Source organism: Dyella jejuensis, assembly GCF_044904675.1.
GTDB lineage: Bacteria > Pseudomonadota > Gammaproteobacteria > Xanthomonadales > Rhodanobacteraceae > Dyella_B > Dyella_B jejuensis.
The window spans coordinates 24397-48860 of the sequence record NZ_JADIKJ010000012.1; the positions used below are offsets into that span (position 1 = coordinate 24397).

At 62.6% G+C, this 24464-nt stretch carries 21 protein-coding genes; 8 read left to right on the forward strand and 13 right to left on the reverse strand.

What is annotated here, in order from left to right; genetic code table 11:
- Positions 1–24: 24 nt before the first annotated feature.
- The 4 genes from ISP15_RS11195 to ISP15_RS11210 all read right to left on the reverse strand — a co-directional run bounded on the left by ISP15_RS11195 (position 25) and on the right by ISP15_RS11210 (position 4945).
- On the reverse strand, positions 25–840 hold the full coding sequence (locus ISP15_RS11195; protein WP_404547414.1) for a sulfotransferase family protein: 816 nt from the start codon (positions 838–840) through the stop codon (positions 25–27).
- A 180-nt stretch (positions 841–1020) separates the two neighbouring features.
- Positions 1021–2019 (reverse strand): helix-turn-helix domain-containing protein, encoded by a 999-nt coding sequence (locus ISP15_RS11200; protein WP_404547415.1) that lies wholly within the window; start codon positions 2017–2019, stop codon positions 1021–1023.
- Positions 2016–3311: an MFS transporter gene (locus ISP15_RS11205; RefSeq protein ID WP_404547416.1), complete on the reverse strand. Its 1296-nt coding sequence runs from the start codon at positions 3309–3311 to the stop codon at positions 2016–2018. Before ISP15_RS11205 ends, ISP15_RS11200 begins: the two co-directional genes overlap by 4 nt.
- Before the next feature lie 455 nt (positions 3312–3766).
- Positions 3767–4945 carry a phosphoglycerate kinase gene (locus tag ISP15_RS11210; RefSeq protein WP_404547417.1) on the reverse strand — a complete coding sequence of 393 codons (1179 nt, stop codon included), beginning with the start codon at positions 4943–4945 and terminating at the stop codon, positions 3767–3769.
- 124 nt (positions 4946–5069) lie between these two features.
- Here ISP15_RS11210 and maiA point away from each other — a divergent pair, with 124 nt between their 5' ends.
- Entirely contained in the window at positions 5070–5735 is a 666-nt protein-coding gene (gene maiA / locus ISP15_RS11215; RefSeq protein WP_404547418.1) for a maleylacetoacetate isomerase, read from the forward strand.
- Between the two features lie 112 nt (positions 5736–5847).
- On the opposite strand, the gene ISP15_RS11220 is transcribed toward maiA, so the two are convergent.
- Entirely contained in the window at positions 5848–6963 is a 1116-nt protein-coding gene (locus tag ISP15_RS11220; RefSeq protein WP_404547419.1) for a PilT/PilU family type 4a pilus ATPase, read from the reverse strand.
- Between the two features lie 84 nt (positions 6964–7047).
- On the opposite strand from ISP15_RS11220, the gene ISP15_RS11225 reads away from it, so the two are divergent.
- From ISP15_RS11225 to glmS, 5 genes are all read left to right on the forward strand, one after another.
- Positions 7048–7743, forward strand: coding sequence for a DUF4398 domain-containing protein (locus tag ISP15_RS11225; protein ID WP_404547420.1), 696 nt, complete (start codon positions 7048–7050; stop codon positions 7741–7743).
- A complete protein-coding gene (locus ISP15_RS11230; RefSeq protein WP_404547422.1) occupies positions 7740–8384 on the forward strand; it encodes a hypothetical protein in 645 nt (214 codons plus the stop codon). The genes ISP15_RS11225 and ISP15_RS11230 overlap by 4 nt, the downstream gene beginning before the upstream one ends.
- 355 nt (positions 8385–8739) lie before the next feature.
- On the forward strand, positions 8740–8976 hold the full coding sequence (locus ISP15_RS11235; RefSeq protein WP_404547423.1) for a YdcH family protein: 237 nt from the start codon (positions 8740–8742) through the stop codon (positions 8974–8976).
- Positions 8977–9435: 459 nt separating this feature from the next.
- The gene (locus tag ISP15_RS11240; RefSeq protein ID WP_404547424.1) at positions 9436–10806 is read left to right on the forward strand and encodes a pyridoxal-phosphate dependent enzyme; all 1371 of its coding nucleotides are present in this window, start codon (positions 9436–9438) and stop codon (positions 10804–10806) included.
- Positions 10807–11033: 227 nt separating this feature from the next.
- Positions 11034–12863, forward strand: coding sequence for a glutamine--fructose-6-phosphate transaminase (isomerizing) (gene glmS, locus ISP15_RS11245; protein ID WP_404547426.1), 1830 nt, complete (start codon positions 11034–11036; stop codon positions 12861–12863).
- A gap of 198 nt (positions 12864–13061) precedes the next feature.
- Here glmS and ISP15_RS11250 read toward each other — a convergent pair whose 3' ends face one another.
- The 3 genes from ISP15_RS11250 to ahpC form a co-directional block, all read right to left on the reverse strand.
- Positions 13062–13697 carry a gluconokinase gene (locus tag ISP15_RS11250; RefSeq protein WP_404547427.1) on the reverse strand — a complete coding sequence of 212 codons (636 nt, stop codon included), beginning with the start codon at positions 13695–13697 and terminating at the stop codon, positions 13062–13064.
- Between the two features lie 46 nt (positions 13698–13743).
- On the reverse strand, positions 13744–15327 hold the full coding sequence (gene ahpF / locus ISP15_RS11255) for an alkyl hydroperoxide reductase subunit F (RefSeq protein WP_404547428.1): 1584 nt from the start codon (positions 15325–15327) through the stop codon (positions 13744–13746).
- Between the two features lie 242 nt (positions 15328–15569).
- Positions 15570–16133 carry an alkyl hydroperoxide reductase subunit C gene (gene ahpC / locus ISP15_RS11260; RefSeq protein WP_404547429.1) on the reverse strand — a complete coding sequence of 188 codons (564 nt, stop codon included), beginning with the start codon at positions 16131–16133 and terminating at the stop codon, positions 15570–15572.
- A 401-nt stretch (positions 16134–16534) separates the two neighbouring features.
- Here ahpC and ISP15_RS11265 point away from each other — a divergent pair, with 401 nt between their 5' ends.
- Positions 16535–17248, forward strand: a complete 714-nt coding sequence (locus ISP15_RS11265; RefSeq protein ID WP_404547430.1) for a DUF4396 domain-containing protein — start codon at positions 16535–16537, stop codon at positions 17246–17248.
- Between the two features lies 1 nt (position 17249).
- Positions 17250–19181 (forward strand): glycoside hydrolase family 15 protein, encoded by a 1932-nt coding sequence (locus ISP15_RS11270; RefSeq protein ID WP_404547432.1) that lies wholly within the window; start codon positions 17250–17252, stop codon positions 19179–19181.
- Between the two features lie 36 nt (positions 19182–19217).
- Here the strand turns inward: ISP15_RS11270 and ISP15_RS11275 are convergent, their stop codons facing one another.
- The 5 genes from ISP15_RS11275 to ISP15_RS11295 form a co-directional block, all read right to left on the reverse strand.
- Positions 19218–20225 carry an SDR family oxidoreductase gene (locus ISP15_RS11275; protein WP_404547434.1) on the reverse strand — a complete coding sequence of 336 codons (1008 nt, stop codon included), beginning with the start codon at positions 20223–20225 and terminating at the stop codon, positions 19218–19220.
- Entirely contained in the window at positions 20222–20611 is a 390-nt protein-coding gene (locus ISP15_RS11280) for a sensory rhodopsin transducer (protein ID WP_404547435.1), read from the reverse strand. Before ISP15_RS11280 ends, ISP15_RS11275 begins: the two co-directional genes overlap by 4 nt.
- Positions 20608–21057 carry a PPC domain-containing DNA-binding protein gene (locus ISP15_RS11285; RefSeq protein ID WP_404547436.1) on the reverse strand — a complete coding sequence of 150 codons (450 nt, stop codon included), beginning with the start codon at positions 21055–21057 and terminating at the stop codon, positions 20608–20610. The genes ISP15_RS11280 and ISP15_RS11285 overlap by 4 nt, the downstream gene beginning before the upstream one ends.
- A gap of 15 nt (positions 21058–21072) precedes the next feature.
- Positions 21073–22176 (reverse strand): enolase C-terminal domain-like protein, encoded by a 1104-nt coding sequence (locus tag ISP15_RS11290; RefSeq protein ID WP_404547438.1) that lies wholly within the window; start codon positions 22174–22176, stop codon positions 21073–21075.
- A gap of 524 nt (positions 22177–22700) precedes the next feature.
- Positions 22701–24032, reverse strand: coding sequence for an MFS transporter (locus ISP15_RS11295; protein WP_404547439.1), 1332 nt, complete (start codon positions 24030–24032; stop codon positions 22701–22703).
- Positions 24033–24464 lie beyond the last annotated feature (432 nt).

The window sequence follows — 24464 nt, forward strand, 5'->3', positions numbered from 1 at the left end:
ATTGGCTGCACGCGCGTGCAGCGCTCAAACCACCCGCACCTGGCGCGGGTTCAGCGTGGGATCGAGCCAGAAGGCGTCGTTTTCGAAACGACGGAACACATCCGGCGGCAGCAGGCTGGTGCGCTCGCGCACCGCGACTTTCTTGCGCACGGTATGCAATCCCGGCGTGCCGGCGCGCAGGTCGAATTCATCGGCCTGATAGCTGATGTTCTCGAAGTCGTGTTGGAAGGCCGGCTCGCCAATGAAATCGTAGACAGCGGCAATTGCGCGCTTCGGATCGCTTGTCAGCGTCTCGTAGCGCAGCAGCATCAGGTTGGAAGTTTCATCGCCGTAGAACGCTTCTTTCAGTGCGTTGTACGCATAGCCCACCATGCCTTCGCCGTTGGCCAGGCCTTCGGCGCGCGAATACACCGTGCCGCCGGGCACGTAATTAAAAATGGAGGATGGCTGGAAGGCGTTCTTGCGGACCAGTTGCTCGATGCTGTCGATGATCCACGACACGTGTCGCACACAGGCAATGATCTTGCCTTGCGGGAACAGCTCTTTCAGGTGGCGCATCTTGGTGCACCAGGCGCGATTGGTGTCGAACACCACTTGGGCGTTGTATTCGGGGCCGTAGTAGTTGTCGAACAGGCCCTTGAGCATCCGGCGGCGCTGCTCGTCGGAGATAAAGACCGAATATTCGTTGCGGCCGCTGAGCTCGCCCAGCAGATTGTTGAAAGCGCCGCCGATCGGGCCGCTCATCCCCGCGTGGAATCGCGGGTTCTGGCTCAAGATCGCTGACAGCAACGTGGACCCGGACCTGGGAAGGCCCGAGATGAAGTGAAATTGGCGGTCCATCTAGCCCCCTGTAGGCTCTAGCCCATATGCAGGCACGACCGGCTCTCGCCCTGTCGCGTCGTTGGTTCAAGTGATGCTTGTTATACCGCCACGAATGCTAGGCGCCAGGGCCTGAGAAGAACATGTCTGTGCGTTGCATGTCCGCAACGCACGTGCAGGGCAGTGCGGTCGGCTCGTGGATCAGCGCAATTCGGTAAGGCTGCTGTTCCAGCGGCGAGTCATCAGGTCGACGCAGGGGTGCCGGGTGCCGCGAATGCTGGCGGTGCGGTAGGCGCCCGGTGCGATGCCGAACGCCTGCTTGAAGAGCCGGCTTGCATGGCTTTCATCCGAAAACCCGGTCATGGGCGCCAGTTCGGCCAGCGAGAGCTGATCGAACATGCGGTTGTCCAGCCGATCGCGCAACTGTTGCAGTCGGCAAAGCTGGATGAAGCGATTGACGCCGCCGGACGATTCGAAAAGGCGATAAAGGCCTGCCCGGGAAATACCTGTGGCCTGGACGATGTCCTGGATGGAAAAGTCGGGTACGCCGATGTTCGCCTCGATCAGCCGCCGCACGGTTTCGTAGCGCACGTGTTCGAGCCGATGGAATTCCGAACGCGCGCCCGAACCGAACGGATTGACGGCTATCGACAGAAGATCGATCAGCGTGCGCGTAATCGCCGCGTGCGCGCCGAACGGCACGTGCTGTACCTGCTCGACCAGCGCGCGCAACATGGTGCCGAGCAAACTGCCCTCGCGCGCGCCAATGCGATAACCATGCAGGCTCTGCACATCGCCGACCGCCGCGCGAACGATATCCCGCGCCAGGCTCACGGTAATGAGTACGACGCTGTCGGCGCCGTTTTCCGTCGGCTCGGTCGTGTCCAGCAGCAGACATTCACCCGGCCCGATCGGTATGGGTTTGCCATCGGGGCCTGCGATGAGTTTGCCGCTGACCACGTGGCTGAGGACGAAATGGTCGAAGCCGTCGGACTCCACGCGCTTGCGGCGACGATGACAAATGCCGCCGTATTCGCGCGCGAACAAGATCGTCCGATCCAGGCGCCAGCTGCGCACGCGAGCGAAGAACGGAGCGCCCGTGCGCTCGACATCCGCGCCACGCGCATACAGATCGCAATAGCGCGCAAACGCGACGTCCGGATCGTAGGCCGCGCTGTCGAACGCAAAAATTTCGCTCACGAGGTGGTCTCTATCGCCGCGCGATACCAGCCGGTGCGTGCCAGGAGGGCGGCCGTCATCCCGACGATCGCCGCGCACACGCATACACTACGCAAGGCGGACGATAAACCGTGTCCGCCCATGCCCAATCCGTCGCTGACTACGCCCGTCATGAAGGGGCCGAGCGCAACGCCGGTCATGGTGGTGAAGGCCAGAAAGATGCGTAACCCCGCATCGTGCAAGGGGGCGCGCAACATCGACGGCAGCCCCGCCAACGTAGCCAGCGCCGCAATGCCGCCCATCATCGACGTCAATGCCAGCAAACCGCAGGCCATGGCGGCCGAGCTCGCACGAGGCGTCAGGTCCAGCAGCGGGACGACAAGCAGCATGGCGCACATCACGATCACCATGGGCGACAGCGTTTTTTTGCGTTTGTCGACCAAGGTGCCGGCGATGAAATACCCAAGCGGCGATACCACGAGCAATGACGTGCCGAACATCAACGCCGCCACCGCTGGCGCCAGTCCTTGCTCGCGATGCAACACCGATGGCGCCCATGCGCCGACTGCCTGCACCACCAGCACGCTGGCGCCGGCACCACACAGGTAGGCACACATCACGCCGGGCCGTTCACGAAATGCCGCCAGCATCTGCCTGAAAACTTCCCTGGGCGATGGCAGCGGTGTATGGGGCAGTTCCGCGCGACGCAACAACATGACGATCAAAAACAAATTGGGCGCGGCCATCACCAGAAACAGCAGGCGCCAATGCGCAAAACCCGAGCCGGGCATCCACCGCGCAAACAGCGCCAGCGTCAATCCGCCTAACAACAGGGAAAGACTGCGCCCCACGGCCGCCCCAGCCGTGAATATCGCGATGGAGCGTGCGCGCCAGGCTGTCGCCGCGTATTCCACGATCAGGCTCAATGCAAGCGGAACGTAAGCAGCTTGCCCCAGTCCCACTAACGCGCGCGCCACCACCAGCACCATGAACGCATGCCCGAACGCGAACATCACCATGCCTGCGGCCCAGGTCGCGATACATCCTGCGAGCAAGCGAAAGCGATGGCGCGAACGCGCCAGTGGCCAACTCGCCAGCATGCCGGCGACGTATAGCAGTACGAACGCAGGCCCATCGAGCAAGCCCAGCTGCGTATCCGACAGGCCCAGGTCGGCCTTCAACAAAGGTGCCGCAACGGCCGGCAAATTACGATCGACAAACGCCATGCAGTGCCCCAAAGCAAGCATGCTTAAGAGCGGCAGCGTCATTTTTTGCGAATTCGAACGGGATCCAGAGGACAACATATTTCCCATGGCATGGTGATCGGATGAACGGACTGCGCAGGTCCCTTCTCGCGAGTCGGCACCTAGCCATGCTCCCGAGCAATCTTAGTGCCAAATGAAACCAGGCCGCGCTTGGCGTGGTTCGGGGCGCCCCGTTCAAAAGTCGCCAGCGGGCAGACCATCCGGGTCACCTTATGACGGTGAAGGACGCTTTGAAAAAGCAATGCGCGGCTCGCCCGGTTGCAGCGCTTTTGGGCGTTAGCGGGATGCGGCCTGGATCAGCGGTACGAAACGTTGCGCGATCCAAGCCGGACCATGCGCTTTATCCTGACCCTTGGCGCAGCTACTTTTTTCGCAGCGATCTGATCCGCGAGCCTGATTCATCCGGCCCCGGCACGCCGGGCTTTGCCAGCGCGTGCCGGATGCGGGAGGTGATGCCCAGTTCGGAATCGATCAGTTTGCCGTCGAGTTCGAACCGGCAGGCGTCACTTTGTTGCGCGCGCCTTCAGGGCTGTCACGGCGGGCAATTCCTTGCCTTCGAGGAATTCCAGGAAGGCGCCACCGCCGGTGGAGATATAGGAAATCTTGTCGGCGATGCCGTATTTGTCGACGGCGGCAAGCGTGTCGCCGCCACCGGCAATGGAGAATGCCTTGGAATCGGCGATCGCATGGGCCAGCACCTCCGTGCCCTTGCCGAAGGCGTCGAACTCGAACACTCCCACCGGGCCGTTCCATACCACCGTGCCGGCCTTGGCGATCAGTTCGGCATAGCGCCTGGCGGTCTCCGGACCGATGTCCAGGATCATCTCGCCGTCCTTCACCTGGTCCACCGGCTTGACGGAAGCGGGCGCGTGCGCGGAAAACTCCGGTGCCACCACCACGTCCACCGGCATCGGCACTTGGGCGCCGCGGCGCCTGGCGTCGGCAAGCACTTTCTTGGCGGCGGGGAGCAGATCGGGCTCGTACAACGAGTTGCCGACCGGATAACCCATGGCAGCGATGAAGGTGTTGGCAATCCCGCCGCCCACGATCAGCTGGTCGACCTTGCCGATCAGGTTTTCGAGCAAGGTGAGCTTGGTGGACACTTTCGAGCCGGCGACGATGGCGAGCAGCGGATGCGCGGGATGCTCCAGCGCCTTGCCGAGCGCATCGAGTTCACCGCACAGCAGCGGACCGGCGGCGGCAATCGGCGCGAACTTGATCACGCCGTGCGTGGAGGCTTGCGCGCGATGCGCGGTACCGAAGGCGTCCATGACGAAGATGTCGCACAACGCCGCATATTTTCCGGCCAGTGTTTCGTCGTCCTTGCCTTCGCCGAGATTCATGCGGCAATTCTCGAGCACGACCACCTCACCATCCGCTACTTCGACGCCACCGAGATAATCGGCGACCAGGCGCACCGGCTTGCCGAGTTGCTCGCCCAGCCATGTCGCCACTGGCGCGAGCGACGATTCGGCATCGAACTGGCCTTCCTTCGGCCGGCCCAGGTGCGAGATCACCATCACCTTGGCGCCGGCATCGCGCGCGGCCTTGATGGTGGGCAGCGAGGCATCCAGGCGCTGGGTGGAGGTAATGTGTCCGTTTTCGATCGGCACGTTCAAGTCTTCACGGATCAGCACGCGCTTGCCGCGCAGGTCGAGGTCGCTCATGCGGGTGACGGTCACGGGAAAACTCCTGGCAACGAGGAAATCGGCCATGCGGCCGGAACCGAGTATTTTCCCGCCCGCATCGCAGCGATGCAAACGCGCGGGTTTACACTCCCTGGCTTTCCGGTCCGGGAAGCGATGCATGTCCTCCGATCTCATCCTTTATAGCTATTGGCGCTCCAGCGCGGCCTTCCGCGTGCGCATTGCCCTGAATTTAAAGGGATTGCGTTACGAAACGCGGGCAGTCCACCTGGTGCGCGATGGCGGCGAGCAGCATGCTTTGCCTTACGCGGCGCTCAATCCGCAAGAATTGGTGCCCACCTTGCTGGATGGCGAGCGGGTGATCACCCAGTCGATGGCGATGCTGGAATACCTGGATGAAACGCGCCCGCAGCCTCCCTTGCTGCCGGCGGACGCGGCCGGCCGGGCGCGCGTGCGTGCCTTGTCGCAGGCCGTCGCATGCGATATCCACCCGATCGGCAACCTGCGCGTGCTGCAACGGCTGGGCGCGCAGTTCGACGCGGACGACGAGCAGAAGGCGCTGTGGATGCGGCATTGGGTGGCAAGCGGCTTTCACGCCTTGGAGACGATGCTTGCGGGAAGTGCGCAAACCGGTCGCTATTGCCATGGCGACGTGCCCGGCATGGCGGATGCGTGCCTGGTGCCGCAGGTCTACAACGCGCGGCGCTGGAACGTGCCGCTGGAGGATTATCCGACCCTTTTGCGGATCGACGCGGCATGCGCCGAACTGGATGCATTCCGCGAAGCGCTGCCGGAGCGGCAGCCGGACGCGCCATCGAACAGGTAATATTACGGCCGCTTTTCGAAGGAGGGCATCGCCTGTTCGCCACTTCGGCCCTTGCCGCCGTGGATTACCTTCTTCCAAAGGAAGACGGTAATCCACGCATCGTCGCGGCGTTCTAGAAGCCCAGGCCGTAGGGATCGTTGCCCGCCAATTCTGCAGTCTCCGAATTGCCGCCTTCCGACAGCCGGATCTTCAGTGCGAGCCCGTCGCGTGAATCGGCCTTGGCCAAGGCTTCTTCCAGTTCAATGCGGCCGTTCTTATAGAGCCTGTAGAGCGATTGGTCGAAGGTCTGCATGCCTTCCTGCAGGCTGCGGTCCATCGCTTCCTTCACTTCGTGGATCTGGCCGCGGCGGATCATGTCGCGGATGAAGGGCGTATTGAGCAACACCTCCGTCGCCGGCAGGCGGCGCCCGTCCTTGCCGCTGACCAGGCGCTGGCTGATCACCGCGCGCAGGTTCAGGGCAAGGTTCATCAGCACGTTCTTGTGCGCCGATTCGGGGAAGAAATTGAGAATGCGTTCCAGCGTCTGGTCGGCGTTGTTGGAATGCAGCGTCGCCAGGCACAGGTGACCGGTTTCGGAAAACGCAATCGCCGCTTCCATGGTGTCGGTATCGCGGATCTCGCCGATCATGATCACGTCCGGCGCTTCGCGCATCGCATTGCGCAGGGCCTCGTGATAGGTATGCGTATCCAGCCCGACTTCGCGCTGGTTGACGATCGACTTCTTGTGGCGATGCAGGTATTCGATCGGGTCTTCGATGGTAAGGATGTGCCCGGGCGTGTTGCTGTTGCGATGGTCGAGCATGGCCGCCAGCGTGGTCGACTTGCCCGAACCGGTCGCGCCCACCACCAGGATGAGTCCGCGCGGCTCCATGATCAGCTCGCGGAAAATCGCCGGCAGCTGCAGTTGGTCGATGCTGGGAATTTCGCTCTTGATCGCGCGGATCACCATGCCCACTTCGCCGCGCTGCTTGAACACATTGATGCGGAATCGGCCGGCTTCCTTGACCGCCAGCGCCATGTTTAGCTCCAGGTCGCGCTCGAACTGGGGCACCTGGCCTTCGTCCATCAGCGAGTAGGCGATTTTTTTCACCATGCCGCTGGGCAACCCGGTGTTGCCGAGCGGGTACAGCTTGCCCTCGACCTTGATGTTCACCGGGGCCCCGGTGGTCAGAAACATGTCCGACGCACCCTTGTCCACCATCAACTTGAGGAAGTAACCGATATCCACCTTAAAGACCCCAAAATTTTATGCATTGCATTCAAGGATTATGCCCGCTCACAATACGCTGTGATCCTCCAAGAGGAATGAGCGATGGTGCACACATTTTCCCCGCTGCAGGTGCGCCTCCGGCGTCTCCCTGCGGTGGTTCCGGCGCTGGTATTGGCCTGGTCGCTGAGCTTGGGCGGTTGCGCCAGCGTTCCGCCGCCGGATAGCGCCATGAATCAGGCGCAATCCCAGCTGCAGGCTGCGCGCGATGCCGGCGCGGCGGATTACGATCCGGTCGATTTCGGGTTCGCGCAAGACAAATTCCAGCAGGCGCAGGCGGCCATGGCCGATCGCAAATACGCGCTGGCGGGCGACCTGGCCGATGAATCGCGAGCTGACGCCACGCTGTCGCGGACCAAGGCGCAGCTGGCTGCGGCACGTGCCCAAATTCAGTCCAAAACGGACGCAAACAGTCAATTGCGCGCGCAAAACGCTGAAGCGCAATCCGAGAACGATCAGCACTATCAGCAGCAGAAGGCCCAGTTGGTCGCGCAGCAAGCGGCGATGCAGCAGCCTGCCGGCGACAATGGCGGTAATAACGACAATGGCGACGGTGCCCCGGCGCCCTCGTCGACGTCGCCAGTCCCTGCGGCCAGTTCGGCGTTGCCGGCTCAGTCCCCGGTGCAGCAAGACATGCCGGCGCCGGCTTCCTCGGTGCTGGGTAATCCTCAGCAGCAATCAGGGCAGGGTTTCCAGACGCTGCCCGACGCTGGCCAGCAGAACCAGGGAGGCCAGCCATGAAAAAGCCTGCTTTCAAAATACATGCAGTATCGATCATCGCCGCCTCATTCCTGGCGGTGCTTGCCAGCACCGCGGTCCAGGCGCGCAAGGACGATATGGATGTCGACCGGCTCAACAATAGCTTGAACCAATTGGCCAGCGATCCGGCCCTGGGCACCTACGCCCAGGCCGACCAGGCCCTGGCGCGCGATGCGATCAACCAGTTGGCGCAGGCCAGTTCGCACGACCGGCCGCACGCGCTCTATGTCGCCGAACGCCGGGTCGACCAGGCCAGGGCCGAAGCCCAGTTGCAGGTGGCGCAGCGCCAGCTTTACCAGCTGGACCAGGAAAACGCGGAACTGCAGCTGGATCGCAGCCGCATCGATGCCACCGCCGCGCAGCAACAGCTCGATATCCAGCGCATGCAATACCAGTTGGCGCAGCAGGAAACCGCGCGCTTGCAGGCGCAGGGCCAGGAAGCCGCCGACCAGGCGGCCCAGGCACGGGCCGAGGCGGATCAGGCCCGCAAGCTGGCCGCGGCCCAAAGCCGGGTGGCCCAGGCCGCCCGGCGCCAGGCCGAACTGGCGGCCAGGGCCGCCAAGGCATTGCGTTCGCAGATGCAGGACAGCCAGGCGCCGAGCGGTTCCACCGACGGCAAGTAAGCGAAAGCGTCATCGGCGAGGGCGAAAGCCCTCGCTCGTGGCATCATCGGGCGGATGGCCTCCGTCGCCGCGTGCCCTGTCGCACGCACCTCTTTACGAGTTTTTGACGGCATTCCTAGCATCCATGCGCTTTCGCGGAGGGTTCTTGCGCCCCTCATGAGCGGAGAGTAGGGTCGAAGTCGCCGCGGGCCTTCCCACTTCCGCGGCCCATCGACTGAACATGCGCACATCCTCCAACTTTCCCTCACCTGTGTTCTCAGCCAAGGACATGGGGTCTGGTTGTGCGCGTGATTCGCTTCTGTTTGCGAGCGTCTTAAGTCGTGCGCCCGCCGTCTTATCGCGAGGAGGTTAGATCATGTTCGAAGACCAGCAGCGTGACGCTGTCGAAGCCTTGATGAAAGCCGATGCCGAGTTCCGTCGGCTCTACCAGCGGCACAAGGAACTCAACAGCAAGGTGGACAATGCCGAGATTGGCGTGCTCCCCGTTGACGATGTGACCCTGGCCTCGATGAAGAAAGAAAAGCTGCACGCCAAGGAACGTCTGCAACGCATGTGGGACGAACGCCACGCTCGACAGCACCAGATACACTGAACTGCTGGCTCCAGCTAAACGACCCCGGACGCAAGCGCTTCCGGGGTCGTTTTTGTTTAGGCGGCATGGCCTGGCGAAAGAAGGCATGCAACAAGACTTGCGGCACACCTGTAGCAGGGCCTGTCCACGCTATTCGCGTGGCCCGTGCCGAGAGCTGTTTGCTTGCCGGACAACGAATAAGGTGTACGTCCGTACACGACCGAGTGATGACACTCTCTGGCGGTTAGCGTTGCTGGCCGCCACGCGGCTGCGCGGCCAGCCAAGCCCGCACCGCGCACTACCTGACAGCCACGTAACGCTGGCCGGGCTTACGCGAATAATGCGAGCGGGCACTGGAACGATCCAATCCGGATGCTCCCTTCGCATGCGCGCGCCGGGGCAGCGCAATGCTCGGTTATCATGCAACACCAGCACGGTGCCATCGCTCGTGCGTTTCAACGTCCAGGTAACGGAGTTTTCATGTCGGTCAATGCAAGCGTCCTCGAGCTGATCGGGAACACCCCCATGGTGCGCGCGCAACGCCTGGATACCGGCCGCTGCGAGCTGTTCCTGAAACTGGAAAGCGCCAACCCGGGCGGCTCGATCAAGGACCGCATCGGCCTGTCGATGATCGAGGGGGCCGAAAAGGCCGGCAAGATCAAGCCGGGTGCCACGCTGGTCGAAGGCACCGCCGGCAATACCGGCCTGGGGCTGGCGCTGGTGGCGCAAGCCAAGGGCTATCGTCTGGTGCTGGTGGTGCCGGACAAGATGAGCCGCGAGAAGATCTTCAACCTCAAGGCGATGGGCGCCGAAGTGGTACTCACTCGTTCGGATGTCGCCAAGGGCCATCCGGAGTACTACCAGGACATGGCCGAGCGCATCGCGCGCGAAACGCCGGGCGCCTATTTCATCAACCAGTTCGGCAATCCGGACAATCCCAAGGCGCACATCGAAACCACCGGGCCGGAAATCCTCCGGCAGATGGATGGCAAGGTGGATGCGGTGGTGGTCGGCTGCGGGTCTTCCGGCACGCTCAGTGGATTGTCCAAATACTTCGCCGAAGCTTCGCCTGGAACAGAGCTGGTGCTGGCCGATCCGGTTGGCTCGATTCTCGCGCAGTACATCAACGAAGGCGTGTTGTCGACCAAGTCCGGCAGCTGGATGGTCGAAGGCATTGGCGAAGATTTCCTGCCATCGATCAGCGATTTCACGCGCGTCAAAAAAGCCTTCGCGATTTCCGACAAGGAAAGTTTCCTCGCCGCGCGCGAACTGCTGGCAAAAGAGGGTGTGCTGGGTGGTTCTTCCACCGGCACGTTGCTGGCGGCCGCATTGAAATACTGCCGCGAACAGACCGAGCCCAAGCGGGTCGTGACCCTGGTCTGCGATACCGGCAACAAGTACCTGTCGAAGATGTACAACGATTACTGGATGCTCGATAACGGCTTCATCGAGCGTGAGCAGCACGGTGATTTGCGTGACCTGCTGCTGCGTCCCTTCTCGCAGCGCGACACTGTGGTGGTCGGCCAGAACGAACTGCTGATGACCGCCTATACGCGCATGAAGCTTTACGATGTATCGCAGCTGCCGGTGATGGAAGGCAGCCGGATCGTCGGCATCCTCGACGAATCGGATGTGCTGATGCACGTGCATGCCGACGAAGCGCGCTTCCGTGATTCGGTCGCCACCGCCATGATCAGCGACCTGCAGATATTGGATGTGCGCTCGCCGATCCAGTCCTTGTTGCCGGTGTTCGAGCGTGGCCACGTCGCCATCGTCATGGACGGGCAGCAGTTCCTCGGCCTGATCACCCGTATCGACCTGTTGAATTACCTGCGGCGCAAGGTGCACTGACGGATCCTTGCGAACGCCCGGCCAGGCATCCGGCCTTCTTTTGAAGGCTTGCTCCAGGCCTGGGGTGGGGGCATGGCCGGAACATCGTGCGGGCGGCCGCTGCACGCTCCGCGCATCGTTGAACTGGCAGCATGAAAGCCTGTCGAAACGGCCGACCGGCACAGTCGCCGATCCGTCCAATTGCCCGGGTTCTTTTTTTCACGTCTCCTGTACAAGGAATCGCTGCCATGTGTGGAATCGTCGCCGCTGCTGCCCAACGCGATGTTGCGCCGCTTTTGATCGCCGGCCTCAAGGCTCTCGAATACCGCGGTTACGATTCGGCCGGTCTGGCCGTGCTGGAAGGCGGACAAGTCCGCCGCGTGCGCGCCAAAGGCAAGGTGCGCGAGATGGAAGCCCTGTATCTTGCCGACCCCTTTCCTGGCGGCACCGGCATTGCACATACGCGCTGGGCTACCCATGGCGTGCCCAACGAGGTCAACGCGCACCCTCACATGGTTGGCGGCGTCACCCTGGTGCACAACGGCATCATCGAAAACTATGCGTCGTTGCGCGAGCAATTGCGGGCCAAGGGTTACGCCTTTTCTTCCGAAACCGACACGGAAGTCATGGCTGCGCTGGTCGACGTGAATCTCCAGCAAGGCAGGGGCTTGCGCGAGGCGGTGCTCGCCACCGTGCGCGAACTGGAAGGCGCCTACGCGATCGCCGTCATCAGTCGCGACGAGCCGGGGCGGGTGGTCGGCGCGCGGCGCGGTGCCCCGCTGCTGATCGGCGTCGGCATCGGAGAGAACTTCCTCGGTTCGGATGCGCAGGCGCTGATCCAGGTTACCAACCGCATCATCTACCTGGAAGAAGACGACGTCGTCGAAATCAGCCGCGAAGGCGTGCGCGTCTACACACTCGACGGCAAGCCGGTCGAGCGCGAGGTCCACGAAAGCGAGCTGTCGAGCGACGCGGTGGAGCGCGGCGAATATCGCCACTACATGCAGAAGGAAATCTTCGAGCAGCCGCGTGCGGTGGCCGACACGCTCGAGGCGCGCATTGGCGCGAACGGCGTGCTGCCGAATATCTTCGGCGTCGGTGGCGATGAACTGCTGGCAAAGGTAAAGGGGCTGCACATCATCGCGTGCGGCACCAGCTATCACGCTGGCATGGTCGCCAAATATTGGATCGAAGACTACGCACGCCTGCCGGTCAGCGTGGAGGTGGCCAGCGAATATCGCTATCGCGAAGCGGTGGTGCCCGCTGGCACGCTGTTCGTTGCCATTTCGCAGTCCGGCGAAACCGCCGACACCCTGGCGGCGATGCGCGAATCGCGTCGCCGCGGCTACCTGGGCACGCTCGCCATCTGCAATGTCCCCGAATCCTCCGTCGTGCGAGAAGCCGACCTGAAGCTGATGACGCGCGCCGGCCCTGAAATCGGCGTTGCTTCCACCAAGGCCTTCACCACCCAGCTTGCTGCGCTGGCACTGCTGACGCTGCATCTTGCAAGACAGCAAGGGTTGGATGCCGCGCGCTACCAGGAACTCAGCGATCAATTGCATCGTTTGCCGCGCGCCATCGACGAAGCGTTGAAGCTGGAGCCGCAGATCGTCGAGCTTGCCGAGCGCTTTGTCCATCGTCATCACGCATTATTCCTGGGCCGCGGCGCGCACTACCCGGTGGCGCTGGAAGGATCGCTAAAGCTCAAGGAAATCTCCTACATCCACGCCGAGGCATATCCCGCCGGCGAACTCAAGCACGGCCCGCTGGCCCTGGTCGACGAAGACATGCCGGTGGTGGCGGTAGCGCCGAACGGCCCATTGCTCGACAAACTCAAATCCAACCTGCAGGAAGTGCGTGCGCGTGGCGGCGAACTGATTGTCTTCGCCGATAACGCCGCGCATTTTGATGGCAATGCCACGCGCGGCGCACTCCTGCGCATCGACGCCGGCGGCGATTTCATCGCGCCCGCCGTTTTCACCGTGCCGCTGCAACTGCTCGCCTATCACGTCGCCGTGCTGCGGGGTACCGATGTGGACCAGCCACGTAACCTGGCCAAATCGGTGACGGTGGAGTAATGCGCATTGCGCGCCGCTCGCGTGCTTGATGAGTTCGAGCATCGATTGTTGCGTGCGAGTTCAACGCCGGCACGCGCCCGCGGGACGCCGCCTTCAGCCTTGCGTGGCTGCTTTAATTATGTGGCGCACCCAGGTGGCCTTGCTTGCATCTATCAGCACGAGAGGCGAGCCGGGTCTCGAGAATGCGTTTTATAACCGTCATGTGCGCGACGGGCCCGAGCTCAATGTTTGACCCGGCGCAACACCATCGATCGAATCGTTGATTCTCGCCCACCATGCGAGAGCCGCATCGACAATGTCGTCGATCGGGCTCACGGCGGCGGCTGTCAAAACGAGAGGTTCGTCATACGGTGGTTCCAGGTCGCGGAACTGGCTGTCGATCAGCGAGGCGGGCATGAAATGGTTGGAGCGATGGGCAACGCGCGCCGCTGCCTGCGCGGGTGTCAGTTCCAGATACAGGCAGCCGAGCTGTGGCACGGCGCCGCGCAATATGTCGCGATACGTCCGCTTGAGCGCGGAGCAGGCAAGGATCGCTGATCGGTCGTTGGACAACGTATTGGCGGTGGCTTGCGCAAGGCGTTGCAGCCATCCCTTGCGGTCTTCATCCGTCAACGGCGTGCCGGCCCGCATCTTTTGAATGTTGTGGGAGGAGTGGAAATCATCGCCTTCGATCAGCACTGCGCCGATGCGCCGGCACATGGCTTGTGCGATGGTTGATTTGCCACACCCGGCTACTCCCATGATGACGATGGCACGCATCTTTTCCTGCATCGACGATGCTCCTGCACCATAATATTCCGGCTCGTTTGCAAACGAAGAAAGGCTGGACACCATTGTCCAGCCTTTCGGGCAGTGCGAGCTACCTGGCGCCTGCAACCGGTCAGGCGGCCATTTCTTCCTTTTCCTGCACCGGCAGTCGGATCAGGTAATCGAAGGCGCCGAGCGATGCTTTGGCACCTTCGCCCATCGCGATCACGATCTGCTTGAAGGGCGTGGTGGTGGCGTCGCCTGCGGCGAACACGCCAGGCACCGAGGTTTCGCCACGCGCGTCGACTTCGATTTCACCGCGCGGCGAAAGCTTCACCGCATCCTTGAGCCATTCGGTGTTGGGCAGCAGGCCGATCTGCACGAACACGCCCTCCAGTTCCACGCGCTCGTTCTGCTTGGAAGCGCGATCGATATAGGCAAGGCCCGTGACCTTGTTGCCATCGCCCAGCACTTCGGTGGTTTGCGCGTTGACGATCACCTTGACGTTCGACAGGCTGCGCAACTTGCGCTGCAGCACTTCATCCGCGCGCAACTTGCTGTCGAACTCCAGCAGCGTAACGTGTTCCACGATGCCGGCAAGGTCGATCGCCGCTTCCACGCCGGAGTTGCCGCCGCCGATCACCGCTACGCGCTTGCCCTTGAACAGGGGGCCATCGCAATGGGGGCAATAAGTGACGCCCTTGTTGCGATATGCCTGCTCGCCCGGCACATTCATATTGCGCCAGCGCGCGCCGGTGGAAAGCACCACCGACCTGGCTTTCAGCGAAGCGCCATTGGCCAGCCGTATTTCGATCAGGCCGCCCGGTTCGCTGGCGGGGACCAATTGCTCCGCACGCTGCAGATTCATCACGTCCACATCGTACTCGTGCACGTGCTGTTCCAGTGATGCCGCAAGCTTGGGGCCTTCGGTGTAAGGCACCGAAATAAAGTTCTCGATCGCCATCGTATCCAGCACCTGGCCGCCGAAACGCTCGGCGGCCACACCGGTACGGATGCCCTTGCGCGCGGCATAGATCGCCGCTGCCGCGCCAGCCGGGCCGCCACCAACCACCAGCACCTCGAACGGCGCCTTGGCCTTGATCTTCTCGGCGTCGCGCTGCGCCGCACCGCTGTCCAGGCGCGCGGCGATCTGTTCGATCGTCATGCGGCCCTGGTCGAAAGGCTGGCCATTGAGGAATACGGTGGGCACCGACATCACTTCACGCGCGGTGACCTCGTCCTGGAACAGCGCGCCGTCAATCGCCACATGCTTGATGTTGGGGTTGAGCACGCTCATCAGGTTCAATGCCTGCACCGTGTCCGGGCAGCTGTGGCAGGACAGCGACATGAAGGTCTCGAAGACATATTCGCCTTCGAGATTGCGCACCTGCTCGATCACTTCCGGTGCAGCCTTGGACGGATGCCCGCCCACCTGTAGCAAGGCAAGCACCAGTGAAGTGAACTCATGGCCCAGCGGAATGCCCGCGAAGCGCACGCCGACATCCGTTCCAACGCGGTTGATCGCAAACGAAGGCTTGCGCGCGTCGCTGCCGTTCGTGCGCAGTGCCACGTGGGAGGAAAGCGATTGGATATCCTGCAGCAGCGAAAGCAATTCTTGCGAGGCGGCGCTGCCATCGGCGGAGGCGACCAGCTCGATCGGATGCGTCACCTTTTCGAGATAGGCTTTCAATTGGGTTTTGAGATCGTTATCCAACATGAGTGCGACTCCATCGATTGCTTTGGGGTAGACGCTGCCGGCACCCGCTGAAACATGGGTGGAAGGGCGCCTGCTTGTTGCTTTGAAAAGGTGACCGCTAGTCGAATGTCGAAAGGGCTTCGCGCATGCTTTAGAGCCCGCCGAACCGGGCGCCTGGGGCGTCCGGTTCGCGATAGGCCATCCATGGCCTGGGTTGCTATGTCCTGCCGGTTCGCGCGATGCGAACCGTAAAAGGCGAATACTTAGATCTTGCCGACCAGATCCAGCGACGGCTTCAGCGTGGCGGCGCCTTCCTTCCACTTCGCCGGGCACACTTCACCCGGGTGGGAGGCGACATACAGCGCGGCCTTCACCTTGCGCAGCAGCTCGGACGCATCGCGGCCAATACCGTTATCGTGGATTTCGCAGAGCTTGATCTGGCCTTCGGGATTGATCACGAAGGTGCCACGCAGGGCCAGGCCTTCTTCCTCGATCATCACCTCGAAATTGCGCGTGAGCTTGCCGGTCGGATCGCCCACTAGCGGATAATTCACCTTCTTGATCGCGTCGGAGGTGTCGTGCCACGCCTTGTGTGAGAAATGCGTGTCGGTGGAAACGCCGTAGATCTCCACACCCAGCTTCTGGAATTCGGCGTAGTGGTCGGCCAGGTCTTCCAGCTCGGTCGGGCACACGAAGGTGAAGTCCGCCGGGTAGAACACCACCACGGACCACTTGCCCTTCAGGTTCGCCTCGGTGATATCGATGAACTTGCCATCCTTGTATGCGGTGGCCTTGAACGGTTTGACTTCAGTGTTGATCAACGACATCGGATTCTTCCATTGAGTTGTGGATGAGGCGTTAAAGATAGTGCGAGGCCGGCGAAAGAGCCAATTGATTGTTGGGATAGGTTTGATTCGTGGCGCCTATCACTTGGCGACCCGGTACTGGGCCGGTTCCATGGATGCGGGCGCTCCCCGCGACGGCCGACTGTCCACGAAAAGCTAGCAGTCCCACCGTTCAGCAGCTGTCAAAGCGCATTCCATGACCGATGCGAGGGCAGCAGGCTAAGCCACTGGCGAGCAGAGCGGAATCACGCCAGCGCTACAAAGCTGAATCGCGCGTACACCAACATGGACCGCCCGCGGTGCATGGCGGCGGCGATGACGTGCCCTGCACGATTTGGATTGCTTAATGGCCGCACTCATCATCCGCGGACTCGTGCTGGTCAATGCATGACGTATCCCAGTGGCTGCACCTGATTTCACTCGGCTCGCTCGGCCTTTCGTGCCTTTGCGCAGTGGTGATCGCCGAGCATGTCAGCCATCACCCGCAGCGCATGGGCGTGATGAACGGCGTATGGCCGATCGCGGCACTGTTCGGGTCGGTGTTCGTGCTTTACGGCTATTTCCGCCACGGGGTGCAGGACGCCAGGGAAGTGCCGGACGAGGCACGTGAAACCGCACCGTTTCCGATCGCCGTGGCCAAGGGCACGTTGCACTGTGGCAGCGGCTGCATGGTTGGCGACGTCGTGGCGGAATCTTTGCTGCTGCTCTTTCCCAGCGTGGCGGTAGTGTTCGGGTGGCACTGGTTGTTCCAGGACCGGATGTTCGCCACCTGGGTGCTCGACTTCCTGTTCGCCTTTGCCGCCGGCATTTTCTTCCAGTACTTCGCCATCGTGCCGATGCGCAAGCTTTCGCCGCAGGAAGGCGTGCGCGCCGCGCTGAAGGCGGACAGCCTGTCGCTGGCTGCCTGGCAGGTCGGCATGTATGCAGTGATGGGGTTCGCGCAACGCGACCTGTTCGCGCGTGTTTACGGTGGCCCGCTGCCGGCAAGCAGGATTGAGTTCTGGCTGGCCATGCAAGTCGCGATGATCGGCGGCTTCATCACCGCCTATCCGGTCAATGCATGGTTGATCCATGCCGGTATCAAAGAAGCCATGTGACATGAACAAAGCCATGGAAAGCAACGGCAAGGATAGGGCTTATCGCAACATCGACGATTACGCCGCGATCGGTAATTGCCACGGCTTGGCGCTGGTGGCCAGGGACGGTCGCATCGATTGGTGCGCACTGCAAAGCCTGGATGCCGCGCCGATGTATTTCCGGTTGCTCGATGACGCACGGGGCGGCTACCTGGACACCCGGCCAATCGGCGTGTTCCAGCAGCGCCGCCGTTATCTGCCCGGTACTAATGTGTTGGAAACCACGTTCGAAGGCGAAAGTGGCCGTGCCATCCTCGTCGACTTCATGCCGCTGGGACGCCAGCCATTGGCGAGCGCCGAGGCCTCCGTGGACATCCAGGCGCTGCATTGGCTGGTGCGTGTCATCCGCGTGCTCGAAGGCGAACTGACGTTCGAGCTGGACATGCTGCCATGCATGGCCTGGGGCCGGCGGCCATCGCAACTGCGGCAAGCCAAGCGTGGCGTGGAGTGGGATGAAGGCGCGCTGCTCTGCGACCATCCGATTACCACCGCGGGCGATGCTCATGCACGCGGCAAAATACGCCTGCGGGCCGGCGAACAGGCGCGGCTGATCTTGGTGGCCGGCCAGTGTCCACCGGCTGACATGGCATTATCGCGGGTAGACGCGCTGCTGGCCGTGGCTTGCGCTTATTGGCACGACTGGAGCAACCGCTGCCGCGACACCGGACCTTACGCGGATGCGGTGGCGCGCAGCGCGCTGGCGCTGAAGCTGTTGACCTATGTACCGACCGGTGCGATCGTTGCCGCGGCGACCACGTCCCTGCCCGAAGCGCTGGGCGATACCCGCAACTGGGATTACCGGCTGAGTTGGGTGCGCGACTCCACGCTCACCTTGTTCGCACTCTCCGCACTCGGTTATCACGAGGAGCCCGAGGAATTTTGCGCATTCCTGTTCGGCTGCGGGTCTGGTGAAATATTTCCCACCCAGATCGTGTACGGCATCCACGGTGAGCAGGATTTGACCGAGCAGCAGCTTCCCCACTTGCATGGCTATAGTGGCAGCCGGCCGGTACGTGTCGGCAATGCGGCCTACCGCCAGCGGCAATTCGACGTGTATGGCGAAATGATGGACTGGATGCAGCTTCGCGCTACGCTGGGCGGGACGCTGGAACGCCACCAACGGGATATGTTGCGGCGGACCGCCGATTACGTGGCGGCGCATTGGTGCGAGCCGGGGCAGGGCTTCTGGGAAGAGCGCGGCCCGCCGGACCATTTCTTGTACGGCAAGATGATGTGCTGGGTGGCGCTCGATCGTGCGCAGAGCCTGCTTGGCGGTCGCGATTACGAGCATGTCATGGGCGACATCGTGGCAGAGGTGCATCGTCGCGGCATTGCGCCCGGCGGCTATTTGCGCAAACGGTTCGATCACGACGAGATCGATGCTGTGGCGCTGAAGACGCCGAGCGTCGGCTTTCCACTGCCGCCCGGTTGCCTGGAGGCGACCATCGATGAAATCGTCGCCCAACTCGGCGCGCCCATGGGCCTGTACCGTTACAAGGGCGACGATGGTGTGCCGCGCGAAGGCACTTTCGTCGCTTGCGGCTTCTGGCTGGTGGATGCACTGCTGTTTGCCGGGCGTGTCGAGGAGGCAAAGCGCCGCTTCGCGCAACTGCTGCGGCAGGCCAACGATGTGGGCCTGTACGCCGAAGAGATCGATGCGGCGAGCGGGCATTTCCTGGGCAATTTCCCGCAAGCGCTTTCGCATCTGGCCCTGATCCATAGCGCAACCTTGTTGCGCTTCGTCGAACACTTCGGCTACGAAGCCTTGCGCGGCACGCATGCCGATCGCCTGCAACAGTTGGCGCAGGTCATGGAAAAGAAAGCTTTGGCGCAGCATGGCGATCCGCGAGCCGCAGTGCTCGACCTGCCCAGGCTTGGCCTGGCGCGGGACTGATCTCGTCCGGCCTGGTGGCCGGCGAGAGGACGCCGATCAATCGGGCCGTCTGCCGCCGGGCAGCTTACGCAGGATCGTCAGCGCCGCCAGCGCTCCCATACCCAGCAGCAAGGCATTGCGATGCGACGTGAGCCACCATTGCAGGCTGCCGGAGCGCGCGCGATCATCGAACCGTCCATGGGTGCCGTAATCCCCAGGCAACGCTTCGAACAGATTGTCGCGATGGCCTTCGGGCTCGGCCTGGCGTCCCATCTGGCCCTTGTAGCCGCTGCGCATCAGCACGCGATCGACCAGCGACGGAAACAACTTGTTCGCCCATATCGCCTTGACCGCCGGAAAGCCGACGCAGACTTCGCGCCGCCGGTGGTGCGCCGCCCAATGGATGCCCTTGGCCGCCAGCTCCGGCTGGAAAATGGGTGGTACCGGTTGCGGGCGCCGATCGAGGCGGGAGCGGGCCCATTCAAATTGCGGCGTATTGAAAGCCGATAGTTGCACCATGGTGACGTGCACCTTGCTGCGGTCGTGCATCAGTTCCACGCGCAGCGAATCGGTGAAGCCGCGGATAGCGAACTTGGCCGCGCAGTAGGGCGCCTGCAGCGGTATCGCACAATAGGCCAGTGCCGAACCGACCTGCACGATATGACCGCGGTTGCGCGCACGCATGCGCTTGAGGGCGGCCAACGTGCCATGTACGGTACCCAGGTAAGTCACTTCGGTGGCGCGGCGGAATTCTTCCGCGCTGATCTTGCTGACCGGCGCGAAGATGGTCGCCATCGCGGCGTTGATCCAGATGTCGATCGGTCCGAATTCCTGTTCGATCCGCTCGGCTGCTGCTTCCACCTGCGCGGCATCGGCGACGTCCACCGCCACGGGGAACGCCTCGCCGCCGCGTTCGTGGACTTCGTTGGCGGTGGCCAGCAAGGCCAGATTGTCGCGTGCCAGCAAGGCGACGCGCGCGCCAGCGCGAGCGAAACGATGCGCGGTCGCGCGCCCGATACCGGCCGATGCGCCAGTGATGACCACCACTTCAGGCCGCTTCTTCATGCTCCGCCGCTTGCGTAGGCTATCGTGGAAATAAGTGCCAAGGCCGATTGCCTCGAATCGAGGCGCGTGTGTTGCACCACGATCGGCACGTCCGATTCGAGTACTACGGAATAATCCGTGTCGCGCGGCACCGGTTCCGGATCGGAAAGATCATTCATGCGCAGATGCAGCGTGCGCCGCGCCGGCACCACGGCACGGTAAGGGCCGGCCGGTTCGCGATCCTTGAAGTAGACAGTGAGGGTCACCTGCGCATCCTGGTCGTTGGCGTTAAGCAGGCAGGCCGCCTCGTGGCTGACCAGTCGCGGATCGTCGGACGGCGTCGGGTTGAGCGGTATGTAGCCTTCGGCGATCGCCCAGCGCCGGCTGCCGATCGCTGGGGCGTTCATGACGAACCCCCATCGAGCTTGATCAGGGCCAAGCCGGCATCGGCGTCGTATTCCTTGTGCAAGTGTGCCGGTGTTTCGGTCAGGATGACTTCCAGCGTGGGGCGCACATGCCCTTCCAGCAAGTGACCGCCCAGCGCCGTGCCGTCGCGGTCGCCAAGTACGGCATGCATATGCAGCTGCGGCTTGCCGTCCTGCAATGCGATATCACCGATCAGCGATACCACTTCCAGCTGGCGGTCGAAGGTATTGCGGCGGTATTCGCGCCGCTCCCATTCGAAATAGCCGAGCACGGCATCCTGGAACGCACCGATAGCGGTGAAGCTGGTCGCGGCGAGTACTTCGCGGCGCGCGAAATCGAGCAGGCAGGCATTCACTTCGTCACCGGTGTCGAGTACGACGGCCCAGGTGCGCGCGCCCTGCCCATGGTGGATCAATTGGTGGTGCATGGTAGTTCGATCTCCTCAAGCACTGACGCGAAAAGCTTCGACGTCCTGTTTCTTCAAAGTCATGCCCAGGCCTGCACGATGGATGTCGACCACCAGCGCGCCGCCGCGCAAAGCGGGAAGGCCATCGAAGAACATCGATTCAATGCGTACATGGTCGTGGAAATATTCCACGTGCATCAGGGTTTCGATGGCGGAGCAAACGTGGGCATGCAGGTGAGGCGAGCAATGTGCCGATACCGGTATGCCATACGCTTGCGCCAGTGCGGCCGCCTTCAGGAATCCGGTGAAGCCGCCGCAGCGCGTGCTGTCGATCTGCAACACATCCACCGCGCCCGCATCCAGCATGCGATGGAAGTACACGCTGTCCCAGCCATATTCGCCGGCGGCGATAGCCATGCCGTGATGGGCACGGTCGCGCAGCAGGCGCAGGCCTTCCAGGTCGTCCGACGATACCGGTTCCTCGAACCAGTCCGTCCCGCATTCGGCAAACGCATCGGCGAGCGCGAGCGCCTGCTTGCGCGTATAGGCGCCATTGGCGTCGACCATCAAGGCAGGCTCCGCTCCGATCGCTTCGCGCGCCGCAAACACGCGCCTGGGGTCTTGCCCGGCATCGGTGCCCACCTTCATTTTCACTCGTGAAATACCCTGCTCGACGAAGCCCGCGAGCTGCGTCTGCAATTGATCGATGGTGTAGGAGGTAAAGCCGCCGCTCCCATACACGGGAACGTCGTCCCTGGCGCGGCCCAGCAACGTCACCACGGAAACGCCAAGCAGCTTGGCTTTCAAATCCCACAGCGCATGGTCCAGCGCGGCCATCGCCATCAGGCCCAGCCCGGGACAGCCGATGTTGCGCAGCCTGCGGCGCATCGACTGCCATAACGCCGGTATATCCATGGGATCGGCGCCCAGCAGGCAATCGCGCAGCGGCTTGGCGATCAGTGCCGCCGCCGCGTGATGCGTGTAGCTGTAGCCCAGGCCTTCGTACTCCCCGCAGCGGATCGTGGCGATGACGATGGTGGTCGAATCCCAGTCCAGGGTGCCATCGGCTTCGGGCGCGTCGGTCGGCACGGTATAGGCCGTGGCCTGGACACTATCGATTCGCGCTGCCGCGCCGCTCACTGCGCCGGTTCCTCGCTCAATGCGCGGTTATGCGCGGGTGACATGTCATGGGGCATGAGGTGGCAATCAGGGATGGCAAGACGAGGTTTTTCATCCTGCGCGGAAGCAAGTCATGCATGGGTGAACGAGGCGCAGTGGTGGCGCAGCGATTCGGTGGAGATTGTGTGGACACGGTTGCGCGCTCGACGTGGCTGCTTCCGATTGCAGGCTGGCGCAGCCTGAAGATGTGACCTTGGCCCCGGTGTTCGTAGCGTTGGAAAAGTCCATGCAAGCGTTTGCAGATTGCTTGCTGCGCGGGGTATTTCGGTCGCCGCTGGACGTGATCGTCCAGGCTGCACTGCTGTGTAGAAAACCCTGGCGTGCGCAGTACGCATCACCAAGAAACGCAAAATGTCAAAGCTGAAGTCGCAACACAGCGCGCGCGACTACCCACGTGACTCATGTTTGCGGACGTGTCGTTCTTGGCGCTTCGTGTGGATGGCACGCCCACGCACGCCACCCAGGAACTTGCCGCAGGTGCAGTGCTATTCGCGCTCAGCCAGTGCCCGGTTCACCCGCAACGCGATCAGGGTGCAGGCCACTCCGGAAAGCAAGTACACGCTTACCGCCACCAGCCCGAAGCGGGCCGACAGCCCCAGTGCCACCAGTGGTGCGAACCCAGCGCCGATCAGCCACGCGAAATCGGAGGTCAGCGCCGCTCCCGTGTAGCGCAACCGGATCTCGAAATTCGACGTCACGCTGCCGGCGGCCTGTCCATACGACAGACCCAGCAAACCGAAGCCGATCAGGATGAAGGCATCCTGTGCCGCCTGGCCACCGCCCAGCAGCCATGGGGCGAACAGCGCGAAGATGCCGATCAAGATGGCGGCCGTGCCCAGCGTGGTGCGGCGGCCGATGCGGTCCGCGATCAGCCCGGAGGCGATCACGCCCATGATACCCACTAGCGCGCCGATGACCTGGACGGTCAGCACCGCGTTGATGGATTGCGTGGTGCCAAGCGTGATCCACGACAGCGGAAAAATGGATACCAGGTGGAACAATGCATAGCTGGCCAGCGACGCGAAGGCGCCGAGGAATATGTTGTAGCCCTGCCGGCGCAGCATGTCGAACAGGCCGATGGGTGCCAGTTCTCGCTCTTCCATCGCGCGGGTGTATTCCTCCGTCACCACCAGGCGCAGGCGCGCGAACAGCGCCACCACGTTGATGGCGAAGGCGACGTAGAAGGGATAGCGCCAACCCCAGTCCATGAAATCGTCGGTAGATAGCTCGGCGTGCAGGAACAGGAACAGGGCGCTGGCAATCATGAAGCCGATCGGCGCGCTGAGCTGGCCCAGCATGGAATACCAGCCGCGGCGTTCGGGCGGCGTATTGAGCGCCAGCAGGGAAGGCAGGCCGTCCCAGGAGCCGCCCAGCGCAATGCCCTGCAGGAAGCGGAACAGCGTCAGCAGGCCGATCGCCCAGCCGCCGATGATGGTGTAGCTGGGCAGGAAGGCCATGCCCGCGGTAGTGCTGCCAAGCAGGAACAGGGCGATGGTCAGCTTGGTGCCGCGGCTCCAGCGTCGCTGGAACCCCATGAACAGGGTGGTGCCGATCGGACGGGCAATGAAGGCCAGCGAGAAGATCGCAAACGACAGCAGCATGCCGTCGAGCCGGCTTTCGAACGGAAAGAACACGGTCGGGAACACCAGCACGCAGGCAATCCCGAACACAAAGAAATCGAAGTATTCGGAAGTTCGCCCGACGATCACGCCGACGGCGATTTCGCCAGGTGCCAGCTTGGCATGGGCATGGATGCGACCGATGTCTTCGGGAGAGAAGCCGGCTGGTTCGCGCTGATCCTGAAACGTACTGGACATCGTCGTTACCCGGATGAGGGATGATGCGGCGGCCACAGCATGGCACCGTCGCGGCGACAAGGCTAGGGCGTAGAAAGTCTATTTCGCGCAGACGCGGACACCCTGGCCCTGTTTTCCCTGCGAGCGTGGCGACAAAGACAGGGGCCAGGGCGGCCCTGTCGAGGTGTTGCAGCATGCCGCTGCGCTTCTTTGTCGCACGACGCGGGGCCGCGTAAAAAGACCGGAATCACCCTCTCATCACGTGGCCATTCAATAAGCTGGCCCGCGTTTTCCGTTCGCACCGCCTCGATGGCGCAGACGTTACAGACGGCCCCGTGCTTACACCGAATCGAGCAAAGGATTTCCCTGCGTCCACCAGACCATTTGCGCATCGACTGCCGATCGGCGTACCTTTTCAGCGCAGCACCACCTTTTCCCTTTCGGTTGCATCGC